The following is a 15,203-nucleotide window of genomic DNA, read 5'->3' as shown; positions in this document are numbered from 1 at the left end:
CCTCGTCTTCGGTCGGGGGCCCTTTCTACGGTCGTTCCATGGACGTCATCGCACTTCTCCCGCACCTGCGTCTCCTGCGTTTCCCGGTCGGTCAGGCCTATGTCTGGTGCGACGGCGACGAGTTGACCCTGATCGACGCCGGTCCGGCGGACGCCGGAGCACCGATCGCCGAACTCGCCGGGACGCTGGGGCGGTTACGGCGGATCGTGCTCACCCACTTCCACAAGGACCACGTGGGCGGCGCCGCCGAACTGGCGGAGTCGACAGGCGCCGAGGTGCTGGCCCACCGCCTGGACGCACCCGTCGTTCGCGGCGAAGTGCCGGGACCGCCACCGGTGTTCGAGGACTGGGAGGTTCCCCTCCACGCGGAGGCCGTACGGCACCTGCCCCAGGCGGAGTTCACGCGCCCGTCGCAGGTCACCGAGCTGTCCGACGGTGATGTCCTCGACTTCGGCGGCGGAGCGCGGGTCGTGCACGTCCCCGGCCACACCCACGGCAGCATCGCGCTGCATCTGCCTCGGCACGGCGTGCTGTTCACCGGGGACGCCGTCGCCGCGTCCCCGGTCGACCAGAGCGTGCTGCTCGGCGTGTTCAACGTCGACCGCCCCCAGGCCGTCGCCTCCTTCCGGCGGCTGGCGGCGCTGGAGGCGGAGGTGGCCTGTTTCGGCCATGGTGACCCGGTGGTCGGCCAGGCTTCCACAGCGCTGGGGCGTTCCGCCGACACCTACCAGCGGAACGCCGATGATGGGCTCATGCCCCGCACCGCACGCCTCGCCCGTCACACCGCGGTCGCCACCGCACTCGACCTGCTGAGCGATCAGGAGGTCGCGGGGCTCGTGGCGGCGGGCACGCCAGGCGGCTCGGGGATCGGCGGGCGTTCGTCGCTGGTCGAGGTGGAGGGTGTCCAGGTCTTCGTGAAGCGGGTGCGGCTCACCGACATCGAGCGGCGGCCCGAGCACGTCCGCTCCACGGCGAACCCGCACGGCCTGCCGACCTTCCTCCACTACGGCCTCGGCGACCCCCCGGGCCCGGGGTTCGGCGCGTGGCGGGAGCTCGCCCTGCACACGACGACGACCGACTGGGTCCTGTCGGGCGAGTTCCGGGGCTTCCCGTTGCTGCACCACTGGAGGATCCTGCCGGACCGGCGACGGCCCCTGCCCGAGGAGCTCGGGGACGTCGAGCGGGCCGTCGCCTACTGGGGCGGCACCCCGCGGGCGCGCGAGCGCGTCGAGGCGCTGCGGACGGCGACCGCGGACATCGCCCTCTTTCTGGAGTACCTCCCCACCACCCTCCACGACTGGCTCCGTACGCAGTTGCGGACGGGTGACCCGGAGGCGGCCTGCCGGCTGGTCGAACGAGGACTGGAGGAGATCGTCTCGTTCCTGGAGGGACACGACGTCGTGCACTTCGACGCCCACTTTGGCAACATCCTCACCGACGGCCGGCGCCTCCACCTCACCGACCACGGCCTCGCGCTCTGCTCACGCTTCCGCCTGACACCGCACGAGCGCGCCTTCTTCGACGCCCACCGCCACTACGACCGCGCCTACACCCGCATGTACCTGGTGATCTGGCTCGTCACCGAGCTGTACGGGTACCGGGGAGCGGAACGCGAGGCGTTCGTCCGCGCCTGCGCCGAGGGCGAGCGGCCGCGCCACATCCCCGAGGCCGCCGCCGCTCTCATCACCCGGTACGCCCGGCAGGCCGCGGTGATGGACGAGTTCAGCCGGAGGTTCCGGGAGGAGAGCCGGCTGACCCCCTGTCCCCCGCCGTTCGGTGAGGCGAGCGACGCGCGGGTCAGGGAGTAGGAATTCCGGCCTCCAGATACATGGCCGCATCCCGTTCCCGCGCCCGCAGGGCCCAGCGCAGCCGCTCGTAGCGCACCGGCGGAAGCAGGCCCGCGGCCTCCTCCTCGGTGACGAAACGCCAGCCGCGCAACTCGGGGCCGGGCAGCAGGAGACGGTCGGCGTCGGCGGAGTCGAGCCTGCCACCGTCGAAGAGCAGCCGCAGACCGCCGTAGCCGGGCGGTGCGGGCGGCTCCCAGTCGACGACGAGGAGCCGGGGGACGTCCTCGAGACGGATCCCGGTCTCCTCGGCGACCTCGCGCATGCCGGCGCGGGCGGGCGCCTCACCGGGTTCGACGACACCGCCGGGAAACTCCCAGCCGGCCTTGTAGGTGGGGTCCACCAGCAGCACCCGGTCCTGCTCGTCGAAGAGCAGGACGCCCGCGGCGAGGGTCTCGGCGGTGGGCTCGGGCGTCTGCACGATGTCGCACACCGGCACGGTCCCGGCGCTGACGGCCTCCGCGACCTTGGCGGCGGTCTCGTACGGCGTGAGGTTACCGCTGTCGATCGGGTGGGCGTCGGCGGTGAGCCAGGAGGCGAGGGCGGCCCGGTACGGCTCGATGTGCTCGTAGGCCCACTGCCGTTGCCGGATCTCCCCGTCGGGCAGGTCCGGCGGGATCTCCCGGCCGGCTATTCGCTCCCGCAGGATCGTTTCCGCCGGGGCGAGCAGGACATGGCGGACGGTGATCCGGCGCGCGGCCAGGCCGCCGAAGATCTCGTCCCGGTAGTCCTGGCGGAGCAGAGTCATCGGGACCACCAGCACCCCGCCCAGCTCGGCGAGCATGGCGGCGGCGGTGTCGATCACGAGCCGGCGCCAGATCGGCAGGTCCTGGAAGTCGCCGACCTCGGCGAGGCGCTTGGGCGGGAGCAGGTGCGCGAGTGCTCCGCCGATGACCTCCGGGTCGAAGAGCGTGCTGTTCGGGATCAGTTCGATCAGTTCGCGTGCGGTGGTGGTCTTCCCCGCACCGAACGCGCCGTTGACCCAGACGATCACGTTGCCCCCTCTTCTCATGGCCCCCTGAGGCTTGCCCGCTCCACCCTGCCACGAAAACCAGCCGCAGTTGAGGGCGCGTGAACGGACGCCGGCGCCCCCTCCTGGTGGGGGCGCCGGCGCCGGGTGCCGTTGTGCTGTGTCTCGTCAGCCGTTCTGCCCGAGGGCCGCCTTGTCCACTCCGGCCAGGCTGTCGCTGGCGATGGTCTGGTCGAGGGCGCTGAGGGTCTTGTCGACGTCGAGGTCGCCCAGCTCCTCCGCGGAGTGGGACGGGGAGACCGCGGCGACGACGAAGCCGGTGGCGAGGGAGGCGATGGCGAGCATGCTGCGCTTCTTCATGCCGGATTCAACTGGGGAACGGCCGTGGGGGTCACGCCCGCCGTCGAAGTGATCGGGACGGTTCCGCAAGCCGCCCGCGAGGGCCGGGGCCGGCCGGGACGGACCTGCCGCGCAGCCGCCGTACCAGGTCGTCGGCGGCTCCCGGCCACTCCGCGTGCTCGAAGGCGAAGCCCGCGTCGAGCAGACGGTCCGGTATCACGCGTCGGCTCTTCAACAGCAGTTCGGTGTCCGAGCGCAGGGCGAACGCGCCGATCTCCGCCATCCACCTCGTGGCGGGCAGGCCGACAGGGACGCGCCACGCGGAGCGCAGCTCGCGCATGAACGCCCGCTGCGGCAGCGGCCCGGGAGCGGCGAGGTTCACCGGCCCCTCGAGGTCGTCCCGGTCGATCAGGAACGCGAAGGCGCGCACGAGGTCACGGTCGTGGATCCAGGACACGTACTGGGCGCCGCCCGCGACGGGACCGCCGAGCCCGAGCCGGGCCAGCCGCGACAGGACGTCGAAGACACCGCCGCGGTCGGGACTCATCACCATGGCCGCGCGCAGAGCGACCTTGCGGGTGGCCGGGGTTCGCGCCTGCCGCTGGGCCTGTTCCCAGTTCCTGGCGATCTCGACGCTGTAGGCCCAATAAGCCGGTACTCCGGGCTCGTCGCCGCCGATCGCGCCCGTGGCCTCGTCGTGCGGGGCGTCGAAGCGGTGGGCGTAGACGGTGGCCGTGCTCATCTGCAGCCAGAGCCGCGGCGGCCGGGCGGCGGCCTGCACCGCCTCGCCCACGACCCGGGTGGAACTGACCCGCGAGTCCATCATGGCCCGCAGGTTGGCGGGGGTGTAGCGGCAGCTGACGCTGCGGCCCGCCAGGTTGATCACGACGTCGCTGCCGTCGATCTCCCGGGTCCAGCTTCCCAGTGTCTCCCCGTCCCAGGCGACCTGGCGCTCGCGCAGCGGCCGACGCGTCAGGACGACGACGTCGTGGCCGGCGGCGGTCAGCGCACGGTCCAGGACCGTGCCCACCTGCCCTGTTCCTCCGGGTATCACGATCTTCATCGGGCTCCCCCTTCGTGTGGGGACAGCCTAGCCCAGAAAGTTGAACATGTTCAAAACTCTCCCGGTGTCACGAAACCAAGGAGCTCGGCCGACCCGCGCGGGTCGGCCGAGCTCCAGGTAAACGTTCCTGCCGAGGTGTCTCAGACGCCTGCCGCGGCCGCGTCCGGTCGCCGGGCGAGGGCCGCCGCGGCCGCCCCCACCAGCCCCGCGTCCGTGCCCATCTGGGCGGGCGTCACGGTCAGCCGCTGGACGAAGGACAGCGTCGCGTAGTCACCGAGCGCCTTGCGCAGCGGCGTGAACAGTACGTCCCCGGCCTTGCCGACCCCGCCGCCGATGACGGCCACGTCGATCTCCACGAGGGTCGCGGTGGCCGCGATGCCGGCGGCCAGCGCCTGGGCGGCCCGCTCGAAGGAGGCCACGGCGACCGGGTCGCCCGCGCGGGCCGCGGCGGCCACCGCGGCGGCGGAGGTGTCACCTTCCGGGCCGGGGCGCCAGCCGTTCTCGATGGCCCGCCGGGCGATGTTGGGGCCACTGGCGATCCGCTCGACACAGCCACGCGAACCGCACGGGCACAGGTCGCCGTCGAGATCCACGCTGATGTGACCGATGTGCCCCGCGTTGCCGGTGGGGCCCGGATGCAACTGCCCGTTGAGAACCAGACCGCCGCCGACGCCCGTCGAGACCACCATGCACAGAGCGTTGTCGTGGCCACGCGCCGCGCCCTGCCAGTGTTCGGCGGCCGTGATCGCGACGCCGTCGCCGATCAGCTCCACGGGCAGCCCGTCGGCCGCCGCCCGCACCCTCCCGACCAGCGGGTAGTCGCGCCAGCCGGGTACGTTCACCGGGCTCACGGTGCCCGTGGAGGCGTCCACCGGACCCGCGCTGCCGATCCCCAGCGCCGTGACACGCCCCCACAGCGGCGACACCGTCAGCTCAGCGAGCACCTCCTCGACGGCCCGCATCACGGTCTCACCGTCCTCCCGCGCGGGCGTGGCGCGCTGCGCGCGCGACTGGATCCGGCCGTGGCCGTCGACCAGCGCGCCGGCGATCTTGGTGCCGCCGATGTCGAGCGCGGCCACGAGGTCGGTGTGCATCAGTGTCGGATCTCCCCGTCAGACATGAGAACAACCTTGCGAAACAATGGTGAGGAAAGAGCGGAACAGCAGGCCGGTCGCGCAGTGGGGACGCGGGACGGAGAGTGCGGTGGACAGTGTCCCCCGCACCTGACAACGTTGTCCAGGCTCTATGCTCGACGCCACATCCTCATACAACATCATGGATCTCCGCATCCCGTGGACGACAAGGACAGGACGCCGCATCGTGCCCGAGACCCACAGCCGAGCAGACCGCATCTCCGGTACCCGCTACGGCAACCGTCCGACCATGAAGGACGTGGCCGCACGGGCCGGTGTGGGCCTCAAGACCGTCTCCCGGGTGGTCAACGGGGAAACGGGCGTCACGGCGGAGACGGAGCGCCGGGTCCAGGAGGCCATCGACGCGCTCGGCTTCCGCCGCAACGACAGCGCGCGGGTGCTGCGCAAGGGCCGCACCGCGAGCATCGGCCTGGTGCTTGAGGATCTCGCGGACCCGTTCTACGGCCCGCTCAGCCGAGCCGTGGAGGAGGTGGCCCGGGCCCACGGGGCGCTGCTGATCAACGGTTCCAGCGCGGAGGACCCCGATCGGGAGCAGGAGCTGGTGCTGGCCCTGTGCGCACGGCGGGTGGACGGGCTGGTGGTCATCCCGGCCGGGGACGACCACCGTTATCTGGAACCGGAGCTGAAGGCGGGCGTGGCCACGGTGTTCGTGGACCGTCCGGCCGGGAGGATCGACGCGGACGTCGTCCTCTCGGACAACTACGGGGGCGCCCGCGCCGGCGTGGCCCACCTGATCGCCCACGGGCACCGGCGGATCGGGTTCATCGGTGACATGCCCCGTATCCACACCGCCGCCGAGCGCCTGCGCGGCTACCGGGCCGCCATGGAGGACGCCGGCATACCGGTGGAGGACTCCTGGATGTCCCTGGGCGTCACCGACCCCGGGCGGGTGCGGCGGGCGGCCGAGGAGATGCTGTCCGGCCCCTCCCCCGTCACCGCGGTCTTCGCGGGCAACAACCGCGTGACGGTCACCGTGGTCCGCGTCCTCGCCGAACAGGCCCGCCGGGTCGCCCTCGTGGGCTTCGACGACTTCGAGCTCGCCGACCTGCTGCGACCGGGGGTCACGGTCGTCGCCCAGGACGCCGCGACCCTCGGCCGGACGGCCGCCGAGCGCCTCTTCCGCCAGCTGGACGGCCTCCTGCTCACCCCGGAGCGCATCGAGCTGCCGACCCGGCTGATCACCCGAGGCTCGGGCGAGCTGCCGCCGACGGACTGAGCGGCCCATGACCGACGACGTCGACCGCACGCTGGAGGCCCTCGGCCTGGCCGTGGTGCCGCGCGAGCACCCGCTGCTCTACCCCGGCGTGTGGCCGCGCGCATCCGGACTGCTCGACGGTGACCGGCTGCTGCCCCTCGACGCCCTCGTGCACGAGGACCGCGCCCCTGTCCTGGCCATCGGCTCCAACGCCAGCCCGGCCCAACTGCGTCACAAGATGGCCGAGTTCGGGATCACCTCGCCCATCCCGATGGTCAGGGCCAAGGTCACCGGCATCGGAGTGGGCGTCTCCGCGCACGTCAGCCGCATGGGGTACGTCTCGGCGTCCCCCTTCGAAGCGCCGCGCGCGGTGAGGGAGTTGTTCGTCATCTGGCTGGACGCCGAGCAGCTCGAGGTGATCGACGCGAGCGAGGGTGTGCCGCTGCCGAACGGCAACTACGGCCGCGCCTGGCTGCCCTCGCCCCAGGTGAGCGTCGAGGTCAGGGCGGAGGCCGGGGCCGAGGGCGGGGCCGGGGTGACGCTCCCCGGGGTGTACTCGTACGTCAACCGTCACGGTGTCCTGCACGACGGCACCGGCGTCCCACGCGCCCACCCCGGCCAGCGGCCTCTCCTCACCGAACTCCTGGTGGGGTCCGCCCGGTTGCGTGGCATGTTCGGGGGCACGCCGGAGGAGTTCTGCGCGCGGGCGCGTGCCGACCGGCGGCTGTGCGAGCGGGGCACGCGGCTGTTCAGGGAGGAGCAGCGGGTGACGGCTTCCGGGCTGGAGCGCTTCCTCCCGATCAGCAGACCGGAAGCCCGGGTACCGGCTCGTCGTTGTCGCCGCCCTTGATATAGACGTCACTGACATAGACGTTCGTGTTGCCGCTGTCGTCGTCCGTCTTCGCCCACCAGACGTTGGTCCATTCGCCGTAGGTCTCGCGACGGCCCAGGTTCTGCTGGCAGTAGAAGTAGTTGGTGCCCGCGCCGAGTTCGCCGGCCTCGGCGCCGGACGCGGTGTAGGACGTGGCGGTGCGCCAGACCTCGCAGTTGTACTTGCCGCCGCCGATGGAGTGACAGACCGGGGCCTGGGTCGTGGCCGTACCGCCCCCGCCCGTCGCGCCGCCGTCGCCCGAACCGCCCCCGGAGGTACCGCCGTCGCTGCCTCCGCCGGTTCCGCTCCCCGCCGTCCGTGCCGGGGAGGACTTGTCGGTGGGCCGACCCGGGGGCGTGGCCTTGTCCTCGATCGTGGCCTCGCCGGCCGACGGGGACTCGCCGGCACTCTCCTTCGTGGCCTCGGGGTCACCCGAGCGGCCGGCCTCGACCCGCTCGGCCGCCGCGGCGGACGCTCCGGCGGAGGCGGCGGACGCCGAGGGCCGCGCACCGGCGTCCGGTTCCCCCTTGTGGTTGAGCAGGGCGACGGTGGCTCCGGCCGACGCGAGGACGACGGTGACGGCGGCGGCGGCGAGCAGGGCACGGCCCTTGCGGCGACGGGGCGGGGCCGGGGTGGCGGCCGTGGGAGGACCGGACGCCGCGGACGCCGCAGGCCAGGCCCCCGCCGTTCCGGCCGCCATGGGTGCGGCAGGTCCGGAACCTGCCGTTCCGGCCGTCATGGGTGCGGCGGGTCCGGAACCTGCCGCTGAGTCCGTGCTCCGTGTCGCGGCCTCGGATCCCGGCGTGGACGGGGCGACTGGCTCGGCGGGCCCGAACCCCGGCGTGGCCGCTGCCGCGGCCCCGGCCGAACCGGCTCCCGGCTGCCCGGGCGTCACCTGGGCCGTCGGCCCGAACCCCGGCGACACCGCCGGGCCGTTCGGCTCTGCCTCCTCCGCGGTCGGACGCGCGGTACCCCGGGGAACCGCCGGCCCGCGCAGGGTCGTCGTCGGGGTGTCCTTGCCGCCCGAGTCCGCCACCGCCTGCAACAGGCGCCGGGCCTCGTCCGCCTCCGGGCGGGACTCGGGGCGCTTGTCCAGCAGGCGCTGGAGGACGGGGCCCAGCCGACCGGCACGGTGGGACTCGGGAAGGGGCTCGGTGACGATGGCGTTGAGGGTGGAGAAGGTGGACGTGCGACGGAAGGGCGAGGCGCCCTCGACCGTCGCGAACAGGGTGGCGCCCAGGGCCCAGATGTCGGAGGCGGGGCCCGGTTCGGCGCCCTGGGCGCGTTCGGGTGCCAGGTAGTCGAGCGAGCCGACGAGTTCACCGCTGCGCGTGAGGTGGGTCGCCGAGCCGTCGCCCGGGTCCTCCATGGTGGCGATGCCGAAGTCGGTGAGGAGGACGCGGCCCGACCGGTCGAGCAGGATGTTGCCGGGCTTCACGTCGCGGTGCAGGACACCGGCACGGTGGGCGGCGGCCAGCGCGTCCATGACCTTGGCGCCGATTCCGGCCGCCTCGCGGGGGTCGAGGGTGCCACGCTCGCGCAGCACGTCGTCCAGCGACGGTCCGTCCACCAGCTCCATCACGATCAGCGGCCGGCCGTCGACCTCCGCGACGTCGTGCACGGCCACGACCCCGGGGTGCCGCACCCGTGCCGCCGCCCGGGCCTCGCGCTGCATCCGCAGGCGCAGCCCGGCGAGTTCGGGCCCGTCGGCGTCCGTGTACGTCCGCAGTTCCTTGACCGCGACCTCACGCCCGAGCACCTCGTCGACGGCCCGCCACACGACGCCCATTCCGCCGCGCCCCAGCTGCGCCACGACGCGGTACCGCCCGGCCAGCACCCGCCCGACCCCGTCCGTCTGTCCGCTCTCCCCCGAAGACACCGCCGCCCCGTTCCTGTGACCTGTCCGTGCCTGGCGTACAGACTACGGGGCCCGGGTGACGACTTCGGCCGACAGTGACCGCTGTGACAGGCAAGCTACCCGGCGGGGACGCGAGGCCGCCGACGTCACGTGCCGGAGACCGTGAGGTCCCCTCGCCGCGGTGCCGCGAAGCCCTCCAGGTCCGCCCGGGTCAGGCCGGCGAGGCGGGCGACCTCGGCGATGTCGAGGGCGCCGCAGTCGAGACCGCGCAGCAGGTAGCCGGCCAGGGCCTTGGCGGTGGCGGGCTCGTCCATGACGTCGCCGCCGGTGCGGTTGGCGTAGCGGGCGAGACGGGCGGCGGCCTGTTCGAAGCCCTCGCGGTAGAAGGCGAAGACGGCGGCGTAACGGGTCGGGATGTGGCGGGGGTGCATGTCCCAGCCCTGGTAGTAGGCGCGGGCCAGGGCGCGGCGGGTGAGCCCGTAGTGCAGGCGCCAGGCGTCGTGGACCTTGTGGGTCGGGCCGACCGGGAGCACGTTGGTCGAACCGTCCGAGACCCGTACGCCCGTGCCCGCGGCGGCGACCTGCATGATCGCCTTGGCGTGGTCGGCGGCGGGGTGGTCACTGGCCTGGTAGGCGGCCGACACCCCCAGGCAGGCGCTGTAGTCGAAGGTGCCGTAGTGGAGTCCCGTGGCGCGGCCCTCCGCGGCCTGGATCATCCGGGCGACGGTGGCGGTGCCGTCGGTGGCGAGGATGGACTGGCTGGTCTCGATCTGGATCTCGAAGCCGATCCGGCCGGGCTCGAGTCCGCGCGCCTTCTCGAAGGCCTCCAGCAGGCGGACCATCGCGGTGACCTGCTCGGCGTACGTCACCTTCGGCAGCGTCAGGACCAGCCCGTCCGGGAGGCCGCCCGCCTCCATCAGCCCGGTGAGGAAGATGTCGAGGGTGCGGATGCCCCGGTCACGGACGGGCGCCTCCATGCACTTCATGCGGATGCCCATGTACGGCGCCGCCGTGCCGTCCCGGTACGCCTCGGCGATCAGCCGCGCGGCCCGGGCGGCCGCCTCGTCCTCCTCGGTGTCCGGGCGGGGGCCGTAGCCGTCCTCGAAGTCGACGCGGAGGTCCTCGACCGGCTCGCGCTCCAGCTTGGCGCGGACGCGGGAGTGGACGGGCTCGGCGAGTTCCTCGGACAGGCCGAGGACCGCGGCGAAGGAGGCGGCGTCCGGGGCGTGTTCGTCGAGGGCGGCGAGTGCCTGGTCGCCCCAGGAACAGATGGTGTCGGCGGCGAACGCGTCGCCGGGCACGTAGACGGTGTGGACGGGCTGGCGGGTGCCGGGGTCGCCCGGGTAGCGGCGCTCCAGTTCGGTGTCGACGGGGGCGAGGGAGGCGCTGATCTCCTCGCTGACGGCTCCCGCGAGGCTCGTCGCCACCTGCTCCTGCTGGCCCTGACCCATCCCGCACCCTCCTGTTTTCCGCTCTACGGAATCAACAATCCGTAGAACGAAGTTATCCGGCGACCTTCCCGCTGGTCAACACCGGCTTTCATCCGATCCACTCCGACATCTCGGCATGTTCACGTCCATCTGGCACCGTTCAACAGACAACTTCACAGCGCACACCGCGACTTCACAGCAACCGCACCCCGATCCGCTCGACCCGCCCGACTCGCCCGACTCGCCCCCAAGCCGCCACAGAAGGAGACCCTGTGCCGAACCACAGCCGAGTCACGCGCCGCATGGGCCTGAGGACCGCGTTGGCTGCCACGATCTCCGTACCCCTGTCCAGTACAGCACTGTCCCCCGCCCCCGCCTCGGCGGACGAGCCCCGGAGTGGTCCCCTGGAAGTGATGTCGTTCAACCTCCGTTTCGCGAGCGCCGCCGAACCCAACAGCTGGACGGCCCGCAGACCCGTCATGCGCGAGCTGCTGCGCCGTGCGAGCCCGCACCTAGTCGGCACCCAGGAAGGCCTCTACCAGCAGCTGCGTGACATCGAGACCGACCTCGGCCCGCACTACGACTGGATCGGCACCGGACGCGCGGGCGGCAGCCGCGACGAGTTCATGGCGATCCTCTACGACACCCGCCGGCTCGCCCCGCGGGAGTACGACCACTTCTGGCTCTCCGACACGCCGAACGTGATCGGGTCCAACACCTGGGGCGGCAGTTCCATCCGGATGGTGACCTGGGTCCGCTTCCGCGATCTCCTCGACGGGGACCGGGAGTTCTACCTCCTCAACACGCACCTCGACAACGCCAGCCAGTACGCACGCACGCGTGCCGCCTCTCTGACCACCCTGCGGATCGCCGGATTCGACCGCACGCTCCCGCTCCTGATGACCGGCGACTTCAACGTCGCAGCCCACGGGAACCCGGTCTACGACACGATGCTGGCCGCGGGGCTGGTCGACACCTGGGACCACGCTGCCGAGCGGAGCAGGCTGTACGGCACCTTCCACGGCTACCAGCCCCTGACGCCGGACGGCGACCGTATCGACTGGATCCTCGCGTCGTCCGGAGTGACGACCCACCGCGCCTCGGTCAACACCTTCGCGGTGAACGGGCAGTTCCCGAGTGACCACCTCCCGGTGCAGGCGTCCCTGACCCTGGGATGACCCGAGGCCCCCGCGACCGTCTCAACGGTCACGGGGGCCTCGTGCAGCCACATCACCCGGAGTGCGCCGGGAGCGGGATCAGCCCTTGCGGGTCTTGATCTCCTCGGTCAGGGACGGGACGACGTCGAAGAGGTCGCCGACCACGCCGTAGTCGACCAGGTCGAAGATCGGGGCCTCGGCGTCCTTGTTGATCGCCACGATCGTCTTCGAGGTCTGCATGCCGGCGCGGTGCTGGATCGCGCCGGAGATGCCGGAGGCGATGTACAGCTGCGGCGAGACCGACTTGCCGGTCTGGCCGACCTGGTTGGTGTGCGGGTACCAGCCGGCGTCCACCGCGGCACGCGAGGCACCGACGGCCGCACCGAGCGAGTCGGCGAGGGCCTCGATGATCGCGAAGTTCTCCGCGCCGTTGACACCACGGCCGCCGGAGACCACGATCGCGGCCTCGGTCAGCTCCGGACGCCCCGTCGACTCACGCGGCGTGCGGCCGGTGACCTTGGTGCCGGTGGCCTGCGCGGAGAAGGACACCGCGAGCGCCTCGACGGCCGCATCGGCCGGGGCAGCCTCGACCGCGGCCGAGTTCGGCTTGACGGTGATGACCGGGATGCCCTTGGAGACACGGGACTTGGTGGTGAAGGACGCGGCGAACACCGACTGGGTGGCCACCGGACCCTCGTCGCCGGCCTCGATGTCGATGGCGTCGGTGATGATGCCGGACCCGATGCGCAGCGCCAGACGGGCGGCGATCTCCTTGCCCTCGGCGGAGGACGGGACAAGGACGGCGGCCGGAGAAACCGACTCGACCGCGGCCTGGAGGGCGTCCACCTTCGGGACGACCAGGTAGTCGGCGTACTCGGAGGCGTCGTGGGTGAGGACCTTGACGGCGCCGTGCTCGCCGAGGACGGCGGCGGTGTCGGCGGCGCCGGCACCCAGTGCGACAGCAACCGGCGAACCGATACGACGAGCGAGCGTCAACAGCTCCAGGGTGGGCTTGCGGACGGCACCGTCCACGTGGTCGACATAGACGAGAACTTCAGCCATGGGAATGCTCTCCTGCGTGTTGCGAAGTCTGAGGGGGCGGTAAGCGGGGGGCCTTAGATGAACTTCTGGCCCGCGAGGAACTCAGCGAGCTGCTTGCCGCCCTCGCCCTCGTCCTTGACGATCGTGCCGGCGGTGCGCGCCGGGCGCTCGGACGCGGAGGCGACGGCCGTGTAGGCGCCCTCCAGACCGACCTCCTCGGCCTCGAGGTCGAGGTCGGACAGGTCCCAGGACTGAACCGGCTTCTTCTTCGCCGCCATGATGCCCTTGAAGGACGGGTAACGCGCCTCGCCCGACTGGTCGGTGACCGAGACGACGGCCGGCAGGGAGGCCTCCAGCTGCTCGGACGCGGCGTCGCCGTCGCGGCGGCCCTTGACGGTGCCGCCCTCGACGGAGACCTCGGACAGCAGCGTCACCTGCGGTACGCCCAGGCGCTCCGCCAGCAGGGCGGGTACGACACCCATGGTGCCGTCGGTGGAGGCCATGCCGGAGATGACCAGGTCGTAACCGGCCTTCTCGACGGCCTTGGCCAGCACCAGGGAGGTACCGAGGGCGTCGGTGCCGTGCAGGTCGTCGTCCTCGACGTGGATGGCCTTGTCGGCGCCCATCGACAGCGCCTTGCGCAGCGCGTCCTTGGCATCCTCGGGGCCCACGGTCAGGACGGTGACCTCGACGTCGTCGTCGGAGTTCTCCGAGATCTGCAGCGCCTGCTCGACCGCGTACTCGTCCAGTTCGGAGAGCAGACCGTCGACGTCGTCCCGGTCGACGGTCAGGTCATCGGCGAAGTGCCGGTCGCCAGTGGCGTCGGGCACGTACTTCACAGTGACAACGATCCTCAAGCTCACGCCGGCTCTCCTACTGCATCGTCATTTTTCGGCTGCCTACTTGCAGGCAGCATAGGCGCCCCAAGCGGCCGATCCCGGTCGGGGCGACCTGCGCTCCGAGCGAAATATTACTCGCCAGTACACCCAGTTCCTGCCCGCTAAGCAAGCGCTTTGAACTGTGACCTTTGCAACGCAGCGTAATCGGAACTCGACGGCTTCGCAGAAGGGCGGGCGGGTGGGTCAGTCACGCAGCCCATGGAAACGGCCCTGGTGGTAGAGCAGCGGGCGGCCCGGCCCGCTGGAGTCGCCGAGGACGACCTCGGCCAGCACGAGACGGTGGTCGCCGGCCGGCACGCGGGCGACGATCCGGCACAGCAGCCAGGCCTGGACGTCGTCGAGGACGGGGACGCCCTCGGGACCGTGGCGCCAGGCGGTGGCCGCGCCGAAACGGTCGGCGCCGCTGCGCGCGAAGGTGGCGGCCAGGTCCTGCTGGTGTTCGCCGAGTATGTGCACCCCGACGTGGTCGCTCTCGGAGACCGCGGGCCAGCTGGAGGCCCCGGTGCCGATACCGAACGACAGCAGCGGGGGCTCGGCGGAGACCGAGGTGAGGGAGGTGGCGGTGAAGCCGACGGGGCCGGTGTCACCGACGGCGGTGATCACCGCGACTCCCGCCGCGTGCCGCCGGAAGACGGACCGCAGCAGGTCGGGCGAGGCGAGCCGGGTGGTGTCGAGGTCGGGTGTGGCCGTCATGGAGCTGTCCTTCGGCGAGAGGTGGCGTGGGCGTCCCGGGCTGTTCACCAGCCCGGACAGCGCGCGCTCGCGGTGCGGGCGAGGTCCACGTGCGCCCGCCCGAAGAGAAGGAGTTCCGAAGGCATACGGTCAGGCTGACGATAGGTGGTGCGCACAGTCAAGTACGTCCCGGCATATGGGAGATGCTTCACGCCCGCCCCGCGCCCCTCACACCGCCTCCCCGAGCGCGGCGATCACGTCCGCCTTGCGCGGCTGGCCGACGGCCCGTCGCACGATCCGGCCACCGGCGTCCAGGACCAGCACGGTCGGGGTCTTGAGGATGCCCAGTTCGCGCACGAGGTCGAGGTGGTCCTCGGCGTCGATCTCGACGTGCGTCACACCGGGGACCATCGCGACCACCTCCCCCAGCACCCGCCGGGTGGCCCGGCAGGGGGCACAGAAGGCGCTGGAGAACTGGACGAGCGTGGCGCGCTCACCGAGCGGCCCGCCCAGTTCGTCCGCGCCGAGCCGCTTCCCGTCGTCGCGCCCGCGCACCCTCACCCTCCCGCTCCGCCGCCGATGCAGCACTCCGTAGGCGCTCGCCACCGCGAGCACCGCCACGCACACCACCAGTCCGGTCATCCCCTGCACAAGCATTCACACGACTGCAAAGATTCCCGTCTCCCCCGAATCCGCACGGTGCGGAATCC

General features: G+C 72.1%; 12 protein-coding genes and 2 pseudogenes. 4 read left to right on the top strand and 10 right to left on the bottom strand.

What is annotated here, in order from left to right; all coding sequences use genetic code 11:
* Positions 1-38 precede the first annotated feature (38 nt).
* Positions 39-728, top strand: a pseudogene (locus tag AQJ84_RS40635) (MBL fold metallo-hydrolase); the annotation flags it as partial.
* 1,069 nt (positions 729-1,797) lie between these two features.
* Here AQJ84_RS40635 and AQJ84_RS07645 read toward each other — a convergent pair.
* The 4 genes from AQJ84_RS07645 to AQJ84_RS07630 all read right to left on the bottom strand — a co-directional run bounded on the left by AQJ84_RS07645 (position 1,798) and on the right by AQJ84_RS07630 (position 5,310).
* Positions 1,798-2,856, bottom strand: coding sequence for an NUDIX hydrolase (locus AQJ84_RS07645; RefSeq protein WP_030045042.1), 1,059 nt, complete (start codon positions 2,854-2,856; stop codon positions 1,798-1,800).
* A gap of 126 nt (positions 2,857-2,982) precedes the next feature.
* Positions 2,983-3,174, bottom strand: a complete 192-nt coding sequence (locus tag AQJ84_RS07640; RefSeq protein WP_030045041.1) for a hypothetical protein — start codon at positions 3,172-3,174, stop codon at positions 2,983-2,985.
* A 31-nt stretch (positions 3,175-3,205) separates the two neighbouring features.
* The gene (locus AQJ84_RS07635) at positions 3,206-4,216 is read right to left on the bottom strand and encodes a TIGR01777 family oxidoreductase (RefSeq protein WP_053190631.1); all 1,011 of its coding nucleotides are present in this window, start codon (positions 4,214-4,216) and stop codon (positions 3,206-3,208) included.
* Positions 4,217-4,356: 140 nt separating this feature from the next.
* Entirely contained in the window at positions 4,357-5,310 is a 954-nt protein-coding gene (locus AQJ84_RS07630) for an ROK family protein (RefSeq protein ID WP_053190630.1), read from the bottom strand.
* A 226-nt stretch (positions 5,311-5,536) separates the two neighbouring features.
* Between AQJ84_RS07630 and AQJ84_RS07625 the strand changes: the two genes are divergently transcribed.
* Positions 5,537-6,586, top strand: coding sequence for a LacI family DNA-binding transcriptional regulator (locus tag AQJ84_RS07625; protein WP_030045039.1), 1,050 nt, complete (start codon positions 5,537-5,539; stop codon positions 6,584-6,586).
* 7 nt (positions 6,587-6,593) lie between these two features.
* Positions 6,594-7,420 (top strand): annotated as a pseudogene (locus AQJ84_RS07620) (hypothetical protein).
* Here the strand turns inward: AQJ84_RS07620 and AQJ84_RS07615 are convergent.
* Together AQJ84_RS07615 and AQJ84_RS07610 are read right to left on the bottom strand one after the other, a co-directional pair.
* A complete protein-coding gene (locus AQJ84_RS07615) occupies positions 7,366-9,315 on the bottom strand; it encodes a serine/threonine-protein kinase (protein WP_053190628.1) in 1,950 nt (649 codons plus the stop codon). The pseudogene AQJ84_RS07620 and the gene AQJ84_RS07615 overlap by 55 nt on opposite strands.
* A gap of 125 nt (positions 9,316-9,440) precedes the next feature.
* On the bottom strand, positions 9,441-10,745 hold the full coding sequence (locus tag AQJ84_RS07610) for a DUF6986 family protein (RefSeq protein ID WP_053190626.1): 1,305 nt from the start codon (positions 10,743-10,745) through the stop codon (positions 9,441-9,443).
* A gap of 251 nt (positions 10,746-10,996) precedes the next feature.
* Here AQJ84_RS07610 and AQJ84_RS07605 point away from each other — a divergent pair, with 251 nt between their 5' ends.
* On the top strand, positions 10,997-11,902 hold the full coding sequence (locus AQJ84_RS07605) for an endonuclease/exonuclease/phosphatase family protein (protein ID WP_030045034.1): 906 nt from the start codon (positions 10,997-10,999) through the stop codon (positions 11,900-11,902).
* A 78-nt stretch (positions 11,903-11,980) separates the two neighbouring features.
* Here the strand turns inward: AQJ84_RS07605 and AQJ84_RS07600 are convergent, their stop codons facing one another.
* The 4 genes from AQJ84_RS07600 to AQJ84_RS07585 form a co-directional block, all read right to left on the bottom strand.
* Positions 11,981-12,943, bottom strand: coding sequence for an electron transfer flavoprotein subunit alpha/FixB family protein (locus tag AQJ84_RS07600; RefSeq protein WP_053190624.1), 963 nt, complete (start codon positions 12,941-12,943; stop codon positions 11,981-11,983).
* A gap of 53 nt (positions 12,944-12,996) precedes the next feature.
* Positions 12,997-13,785 carry an electron transfer flavoprotein subunit beta/FixA family protein gene (locus tag AQJ84_RS07595; protein WP_030045032.1) on the bottom strand — a complete coding sequence of 263 codons (789 nt, stop codon included), beginning with the start codon at positions 13,783-13,785 and terminating at the stop codon, positions 12,997-12,999.
* 219 nt (positions 13,786-14,004) lie between these two features.
* Complete coding sequence (locus AQJ84_RS07590) at positions 14,005-14,514, bottom strand: flavin reductase family protein (RefSeq protein ID WP_030045031.1); 510 nt, start codon at positions 14,512-14,514, stop codon at positions 14,005-14,007.
* Positions 14,515-14,721: 207 nt separating this feature from the next.
* Entirely contained in the window at positions 14,722-15,135 is a 414-nt protein-coding gene (locus AQJ84_RS07585) for a TlpA family protein disulfide reductase (RefSeq protein ID WP_030045030.1), read from the bottom strand.
* Between the last annotated feature and the right edge of the window lie 68 nt (positions 15,136-15,203).

The organism is Streptomyces resistomycificus, assembly GCF_001514265.1.
Taxonomy (GTDB): domain Bacteria; phylum Actinomycetota; class Actinomycetes; order Streptomycetales; family Streptomycetaceae; genus Streptomyces; species Streptomyces resistomycificus.
The sequence above is the reverse complement of the archived record's forward strand: the minus strand, read 5'-3'. Positions and strand labels throughout refer to the sequence as shown.

Excerpts from the sequence above, each read along its gene's own strand:
- AQJ84_RS07645 (WP_030045042.1), bottom strand. The coding sequence starts at position 2,856 with ATGAGAAGAGGGGGCAACGTGATCGTCTGGGTCAACGGCGCGTTCGGT.
- AQJ84_RS07640 (WP_030045041.1), bottom strand. The coding sequence starts at position 3,174 with ATGAAGAAGCGCAGCATGCTCGCCATCGCCTCCCTCGCCACCGGCTTC.
- AQJ84_RS07635 (WP_053190631.1), bottom strand. The coding sequence starts at position 4,216 with ATGAAGATCGTGATACCCGGAGGAACAGGGCAGGTGGGCACGGTCCTG.
- AQJ84_RS07630 (WP_053190630.1), bottom strand. The coding sequence starts at position 5,310 with ATGCACACCGACCTCGTGGCCGCGCTCGACATCGGCGGCACCAAGATC.
- AQJ84_RS07610 (WP_053190626.1), bottom strand. The coding sequence starts at position 10,745 with ATGGGTCAGGGCCAGCAGGAGCAGGTGGCGACGAGCCTCGCGGGAGCC.
- AQJ84_RS07600 (WP_053190624.1), bottom strand. The coding sequence starts at position 12,943 with ATGGCTGAAGTTCTCGTCTATGTCGACCACGTGGACGGTGCCGTCCGC.
- AQJ84_RS07590 (WP_030045031.1), bottom strand. The coding sequence starts at position 14,514 with ATGACGGCCACACCCGACCTCGACACCACCCGGCTCGCCTCGCCCGAC.
- AQJ84_RS07585 (WP_030045030.1), bottom strand. The coding sequence starts at position 15,135 with ATGACCGGACTGGTGGTGTGCGTGGCGGTGCTCGCGGTGGCGAGCGCC.